At 40.1% G+C, this 7,582-nt stretch carries 4 protein-coding genes and 1 rRNA gene; 2 read left to right on the top strand and 3 right to left on the bottom strand.

The annotated features are described in order from the left end of the window. Positions 1–93: 93 nt before the first annotated feature. Positions 94–1,644 (top strand): SDR family NAD(P)-dependent oxidoreductase, encoded by a 1,551-nt coding sequence (locus FNW21_RS04920; protein WP_144255630.1) that lies wholly within the window; start codon positions 94–96, stop codon positions 1,642–1,644. Between the two features lie 92 nt (positions 1,645–1,736). Here the strand turns inward: FNW21_RS04920 and FNW21_RS04925 are convergent, their stop codons facing one another. From FNW21_RS04925 to FNW21_RS04935, 3 genes are all read right to left on the bottom strand, one after another. Continuing rightward, positions 1,737–2,204, bottom strand: a complete 468-nt coding sequence (locus FNW21_RS04925) for an FKBP-type peptidyl-prolyl cis-trans isomerase (protein ID WP_144255631.1) — start codon at positions 2,202–2,204, stop codon at positions 1,737–1,739. Positions 2,205–2,346: 142 nt separating this feature from the next. Further along, positions 2,347–4,209, bottom strand: coding sequence for an ABC-F family ATP-binding cassette domain-containing protein (locus tag FNW21_RS04930; protein WP_144255632.1), 1,863 nt, complete (start codon positions 4,207–4,209; stop codon positions 2,347–2,349). 66 nt (positions 4,210–4,275) lie between these two features. Further along, entirely contained in the window at positions 4,276–5,238 is a 963-nt protein-coding gene (locus tag FNW21_RS04935) for a T9SS C-terminal target domain-containing protein (RefSeq protein WP_144255633.1), read from the bottom strand. A gap of 824 nt (positions 5,239–6,062) precedes the next feature. Between FNW21_RS04935 and FNW21_RS04940 the strand changes: the two genes are divergently transcribed. Next, positions 6,063–7,574 (top strand): 16S ribosomal RNA (locus tag FNW21_RS04940). Positions 7,575–7,582 lie beyond the last annotated feature (8 nt).

Consider the following 7,582-nt stretch of genomic DNA (forward strand, 5'->3'; position numbering starts at 1 on the left):
CAATTGAAAAACATTAAACACACACACTATTCACTTTAAACACTATATTTGCACTCTTGGTATTTTTGCTAATAAAAATGCCTATTTTATACAATGCTACACGAAGAAATAGAAAATAAAACTGCTATAAGTTCCCAAGAAATCGATAGATGTATTGCTGTTTTGGCACAATTAAATACCAATACCGACCAAATATTTGAGATTCCAGCAGCACAACGGATTGCTTTAATCAAAGCTGCGGGACAATTCTCGCGTCCTGATAGGGCCGAATTTGCAAAACGAAAAAAAGACGGAAAAGCGGTAGCCAAACGCAAACAAGAAAAGAAAGACAGAACGGCACGCAAAGAAACCGGAATTCGTTCGGCTCGGGAAGCGAGTGTTTTCGTTGCACCCAAGTTATTAGCATGGAATGATCTTGCCAATAAAGAACAATTGGAACTGGAAACACCTAGTAACTGTTATGTATGCAAAACGGAATTTACGAGAATGCATCATTTTTACGATACGATGTGTTCCGATTGTGGCGATTTTAATTATGCCAAACGATTTCAAACGGCCGATGTCAATGGACAAATTGCCGTCATTACCGGTTCGCGTTTGAAAATTGGGTATCATATTACTTTGATGTTATTAAGGGGTGGAGCGACTGTTATTGCTACAACTCGTTTTCCTGTGGATTCGGCTTTGCGTTTTTCTAAAGAAAGTGATTTTATGGAGTGGGGACATCGTTTGAAAATTCACGGATTGGATTTACGACACATTCCAAGTGTGGAGATTTTCTGCAATTTCATCGAACAAAAATACGGTCGATTGGATATTCTAATCAATAATGCAGCTCAAACTGTGAGACGACCTGCGGGTTTTTATACCCATTTGATGGAAAATGAAGAACTACCAATTGGTTCTTTACCCAAACAAGCGCAGGAATTATTATTGGATCATACCAATTGTTTGGAGGAGTTGAAAGTATTAACGACCGGTTTTTCATCCAACGAAAATATGCCCGTCACTTGGCACGGTCCTGAACCTGGGATTGGTTTGCGGGCTTCCGCCAAATTATCTCAAATTCCGTACTCGTTTGATAATGCCTTGGTCGCACAAGAAGTTTTTCCAGAAGGGGAACTCGATGCTGATTTGCAACAAGTCGATTTGAGAAAAGTAAACAGCTGGCGATTGAAATTAGGTCAGATAGAAACTACGGAAATGATTGAGGTGCAATTGGTCAATTCAGTAGCGCCTTTTGTATTGTGCAACCGCCTTTCGGAAGTGATGAAAAAAGACAATACGGGCAAGAAACACATCATCAATGTCTCGGCAATGGAAGGGAAATTTTACCGCGATTTCAAGGAAGATCGTCATCCGCATACCAATATGGCGAAAGCGGCGCTGAATATGTTAACGCATACTGCCGCTGGAACTTTGGCAAAGGACGGTATTTTTATGAACGCTGTGGATACAGGTTGGGTAACCGACGAAGATCCTGTAGAATTAGCTAAAAGAAAACAGGAAGAACACGATTTTCAACCCCCATTAGATATTGTTGATGGAGCTGCGAGAGTTATGGATCCTTTGTTTGATGGAATCAATTCGGGAAAACATTGGTGCGGTAAGTTTCTTAAGGATTACAATCCAATTGCTTGGTAATGCGTTCTTTTTTTAAACTAAAAACCACAACCAAATTAGATTTGTTGTGGTTTTTAGTTGCTTTTTTTTAGATAAAGCGATCAATTAAAGATTTAATTTATCGAAATCAATTTCACTTCAAAAATCAACACCGAACCTCCTGGAATTGTATTGTAATCATAATTCCCATATCCCAAATGGGCAGGTACCAAAAGGATTCCGCTACCACCAGTTTTAAAATGCTGAATTCCCTCGGTCCATCCTTTTATAACTTGGTTTAATCCAAATGCAATTCCAGCAGCACTACTTTGGTCAAAAACACTTCCGTTCGTAAAATAACCTTTATATGCAACTGTCACATTTGACGTGGCGGTAGGTTGTGCGCCTGTTCCGGGCTCATTAATAACATAGTACAAACCCGTATCGCTTTTTTGAGCTGTTAATTTATTTTTGGCAATATAATCGATGATTTCTTTGTCGTTTTTGGCAACATAATCAATGGTAACTCCGTCTGATGTTTTGTCTTTGGAACAAGAAATAAAAAGTGTCAGAACAAGTAAGGAAGCGAATAAGTGTTTCATAAGAATCTGTTTTTTTTTGATGGGCAAATATAAAAAAATTGATGGAGTATTGGGACTCCGTTTTATAAACCTAAAAACCATAACAGAAATCTAATCCTATTATGGTTTTTACGGGAATAATTTTTAAAACCAGTAGCTACTGTTATCCTTCTATTTTGGCAGAAAGTTCAAACCAGCGTTCTTCTTTATCTTCGATTTTGTTATTGATGTTTTCGAGTTCTTTGGCTTTGGCCAAAACATCATTTTCGGCTACTTTTCCGTCCGAGAAAAGCTGTTCGATAGCTATTTTTTGAACCTCCAAATCCTTGATTTCGCGCTCTATTTTTTGGAATTCTTTTTGCTCGTTGAAGGTTAGATTTCCTGCGGGATTGTTTTGCTTCCAATCCTTTTTGTCGGCTTTGTTTTCTTCTTTTTGAGCCACATCGGCACTGTCTTCATAGGCTCTAAAATCCGAGTAATTCCCTGGAAAATCTTCCACAACTCCATCGCCTCTAAAAATGAATAAGTGATCCACAATTTTATCCATAAAATAACGGTCATGCGATACCACAAGCAAGCATCCCGGATAATCCAAAAGGAAGCTTTCTAGTACATTGAGTGTTACAATATCTAAATCATTAGTAGGCTCATCAAGAATCAAAAAGTTAGGATTCTGAATCAAAACCGTACACAAATACAAGCGTTTCAATTCGCCACCGCTCAATCGATCCACAAAATCGTATTGTTTTTTGGCGTCAAAAAGAAAACGTTCCAGTAATTGGGAAGCCGAAATCAATTTTCCTTTCATCAACGGGATGAATTCCCCGTATTCCTTAATCACATCAATAACACGTTGTCCCGGCTTGGGGTTGATGCCACTTTGGGTATAATAGCCCACCTTTATGGTTTCGCCAATGACTACTTTGCCCGAATCTAGAGGCAATGTTCCTGTCAAAAGGTTCAAGAAAGTTGATTTTCCAGTTCCGTTTTTGCCAATGATTCCAATGCGTTCGCCTCGTTGAAAATCGAAACTGAAATTATCCATGATAACATGATCCTTGAATTTTTTGGAAATTTTGTGAAGCTCAATAATCTTGCTTCCCATGCGTTCCATGTTGATTTCAAGTTCTACTTTATTTTCACGACGGCGACTTTGTGCTTTTTCCTTGATGTCATAAAAATCGTCCTGACGCGACTTTGATTTGGTCGTTCTGGCTTTGGGTTGGCGGCGCATCCATTCGAGTTCTTTCACAAATAAGTTTTGTGCTTTATCAACACTCGAATTTTCGGAGGCAATGCGCTCTTCTTTTTTCTCTAAATAATAGGAGTAATTTCCTTTGTATTGGTATAATTTTCCGTTGTCCAATTCGATGATTTCATTGCACACTCGTTCTAGAAAGAAACGATCGTGCGTCACCATAAACAAGGTAATATTTTCTTTGGTAAAATAACTTTCTAGCCACTCAATCATCTCTAAATCTAGGTGATTCGTGGGCTCGTCTAGGATTAATAAATCAGGGCGATTAATGAGAATAATAGCCAATGACAATCTTTTTTTCTGTCCACCCGAAAGATTTTTGACCTTTAGTTTAAAATCCTCAAGCTTTAATTTGAATAAAATTTGCTTGTATTGGGTTTCAAAATCCCACGCATTATACTGATCCATTCCGTCAAATGCTTTTTGATACGCATCTTCATCTTCGGGATTTTCTAGGGCTTTTTCATAGGCTTCAATTACTTTTAAGGTTTCGTTATCGGAGGCAAAAATGCTTTCTTCAATCGTTAACTCGTCTTGTAAATTATTATTTTGCGAGAGGAATGCCATTTTAATTCCTTTTCGGAGTACGACTTGTCCAGTATCGGGTTCGTCTAGACCATTGATAATGCTCATAATGGTTGTTTTTCCAGAACCATTTTTGGCTATAAAGGCAATTTTTTGGTCTTTGTTGATTCCAAAAGAGATTTCTTTAAAAAGAGTGCGTTCCCCAAATGATTTTGAGATATTTTCTACAGATAAGTAATTCACAAGGCTATTTTTTTTGCAAAAGTAAGCTATTATATCAATTTTAAAATTGTTTATTTGCTATGCAACCTAATTTGTATCTAAATATTTCAAGTAATCACTCAAATCTAATTGGTGTATTTCTTGTTTCACTGTAAGGAATGGTTTTTTTTCAAACCTTTCATTGGTGCAGTAAAAATGCAATCCATCAAAACTGGCAATACCTTCCACTTGATGAAAAGGTAGTGAAAGTGTTATTTTTTGCAACTTTCCAGTCGAAAACTCCATCGCCTTGTAATGGTGTAAAACAAAAACAAAAGGCTGCAATAGGCTAGAATACCCGCAAAGTACAATCCCTTTGTTTGAGGGTAACACTGTTGCGCCGGTTACTAATCCATCAATAGTAAGGGTTTCTTTGTTGGTAGCTTTATAATTCCCTGGTTTTTTTGGCAATGTATAAACTGCCGTTTGATGGAGCTTCCATTGTTTGGTAAACAAGTAAATACTGTCTTGTAAAACTACAAATGCTTCACAATCAAAGTTAGTCGTGTTTTCTTTTTGAGGATTAAAATCAATTTGGTTGTCGTACGCAAACCCAATCGTGTCAATAACAGGCTTGTTCGCCAAAAATGAGTTTTTCTCGATTCTCAAAATATGTAAGTCTCTCCGATTCCCTTTATAATTGTTCCCAAAATCACCTATGTACATATAGGTACTGTCTTGGGTGATTTCCTCCCAATCAGTATTCCTAACTTTGGGCAGCGCAATTTTCCGCCTAATCAAACCTTGCTCATCAAGTCCATATATAGTAGTATCGTGATCATCATTATGCGTCCATAATAAATGATCAAAAGCAATCAACCCCGAAGTTTCTACAAGCGAATCGCTCAAAACCTTCGTGTAAACGGGTTTTATTCTCAAAGTAGGGGAGACGTCATCCTTTTTTAAAGCAACTTTTGAATCTAAATCTCTTGATTGCGTACCAGGCTTGCCTAATGTTTGAGCAAATAGGCTATAATTGAACACAATCAAAAGCAAAAAAGTGAATTTCATCTATCAAGTTTACTTCAAAAGTAACCTATTTCCCCACCATTGCGCTTGTAAACCCATAATAAAAGGATTTTCAACCCAATTAAGTTATTCTTTATGGCGTGCCCCCGTGAGCGGTCGGGGCTATTTAGGATTGGAGTTAGTTGCCCCAACCGCTCCCGGTGTCGGGTGCTACGCGCTACTTCGGTAGCTAGCTTCGCCCCCTCACGCGTAGTTTTCACCAAGAAAAGCCAAGAAAACACAAGGAATATATGTTCAAAATCAGGAAAAGGGTAAAAATTGCTAGAATTGGCATTAAGGTGTTGTTTGCAACGCTCGGGTTTAGAGGTTATTAAAAGAAAGGTAAAAAATACTTTAAAAAAGGCATTGATTAACGGAAAAGACTTGCTACTTTTGCACCCGCAACAGCGATAAGGGTTCATATAAATACTGATAAGCGAAAGAGAAGGGTTAGGAAATTTTTTCCGAATTAATTTCAAAAAAGCTTGTGAGATTTAAAAGAGTTATTTACCTTTGCACCCCGCAAAAGCGTAGAAGTTAATTGATAGATTGGGAGGATAAGAGGAGTGAAACGGGGATAAAATTTTTCCAAAAAAAACTTCAAAAAATTCTTGCCAGTTAAAAAATAATAACTACTTTTGCACCCGCTTGTAGAAACAACGAAAAGCGAAAAAAAATAGAAGAATACGTTCCTAGACATATTGAATTGACAGCCGTTTTAAGAGAGATCTTAAAACAAAAATAAAGAGAGTAAGAGAATCGGAAGATTTAAAAAACCACTAGAATTTGAGTCGCATAAACAAAGAGACGTAAGTCTTATATAATATACGATGAAGAGTTTGATCCTGGCTCAGGATGAACGCTAGCGGCAGGCTTAACACATGCAAGTCGAGGGGTATAGTAGCAATACTAGAGACCGGCGCACGGGTGCGTAACGCGTATGGAATCTACCTTTTACAGAGGGATAGCCCAGAGAAATTTGGATTAATACCTCATAGTATAGCTGAATCGCATGATTCTACTATTAAAGTCACAACGGTAAAAGATGAGCATGCGTCCCATTAGCTAGTTGGTAAGGTAACGGCTTACCAAGGCAACGATGGGTAGGGGTCCTGAGAGGGAGATCCCCCACACTGGTACTGAGACACGGACCAGACTCCTACGGGAGGCAGCAGTGAGGAATATTGGACAATGGGCGCAAGCCTGATCCAGCCATGCCGCGTGCAGGATGACGGTCCTATGGATTGTAAACTGCTTTTGCACAGGAAGAAACAACGCTACGTGTAGCGTCTTGACGGTACTGTGAGAATAAGGATCGGCTAACTCCGTGCCAGCAGCCGCGGTAATACGGAGGATCCAAGCGTTATCCGGAATCATTGGGTTTAAAGGGTCCGTAGGCGGTTTAGTAAGTCAGTGGTGAAAGCCCATCGCTCAACGGTGGAACGGCCATTGATACTGCTAGACTTGAATTATTAGGAAGTAACTAGAATATGTAGTGTAGCGGTGAAATGCTTAGAGATTACATGGAATACCAATTGCGAAGGCAGGTTACTACTAATTGATTGACGCTGATGGACGAAAGCGTGGGTAGCGAACAGGATTAGATACCCTGGTAGTCCACGCCGTAAACGATGGATACTAGCTGTTGGGAGCGATCTCAGTGGCTAAGCGAAAGTGATAAGTATCCCACCTGGGGAGTACGTTCGCAAGAATGAAACTCAAAGGAATTGACGGGGGCCCGCACAAGCGGTGGAGCATGTGGTTTAATTCGATGATACGCGAGGAACCTTACCAAGGCTTAAATGTAGATTGACCGGACTGGAAACAGTTTTTTCGCAAGACAATTTACAAGGTGCTGCATGGTTGTCGTCAGCTCGTGCCGTGAGGTGTCAGGTTAAGTCCTATAACGAGCGCAACCCCTGTTGTTAGTTGCCATCGAGTCATGTCGGGAACTCTAACGAGACTGCCAGTGCAAACTGTGAGGAAGGTGGGGATGACGTCAAATCATCACGGCCCTTACGCCTTGGGCTACACACGTGCTACAATGGCCGGTACAGAGAGCAGCCACTGGGCGACCAGGAGCGAATCTATAAAACCGGTCACAGTTCGGATCGGAGTCTGCAACTCGACTCCGTGAAGCTGGAATCGCTAGTAATCGGATATCAGCCATGATCCGGTGAATACGTTCCCGGGCCTTGTACACACCGCCCGTCAAGCCATGGAAGCTGGGGGTGCCTGAAGTCGGTGACCGCAAGGAGCTGCCTAGGGTAAAACTGGTAACTAGGGCTAAGTCGTAACAAGGTAGCCGTACCGGAAGGTGCGGCTGGAACACCTCCTTTCTAGAGCC

It is taken from the genome of Flavobacterium restrictum, assembly GCF_007097245.1.
In the GTDB taxonomy this organism is placed as follows: Bacteria; Bacteroidota; Bacteroidia; order Flavobacteriales; family Flavobacteriaceae; genus Flavobacterium; species Flavobacterium restrictum.

Coding starts and splice junctions, on each gene's coding strand:
- FNW21_RS04920 (WP_144255630.1), top strand. CDS start 94: ATGCTACACGAAGAAATAGAAAATAAAACTGCTATAAGTTCCCAAGAA.
- FNW21_RS04925 (WP_144255631.1), bottom strand. CDS start 2,204: ATGAAACACTTATTCGCTTCCTTACTTGTTCTGACACTTTTTATTTCT.
- FNW21_RS04935 (WP_144255633.1), bottom strand. CDS start 5,238: ATGAAATTCACTTTTTTGCTTTTGATTGTGTTCAATTATAGCCTATTT.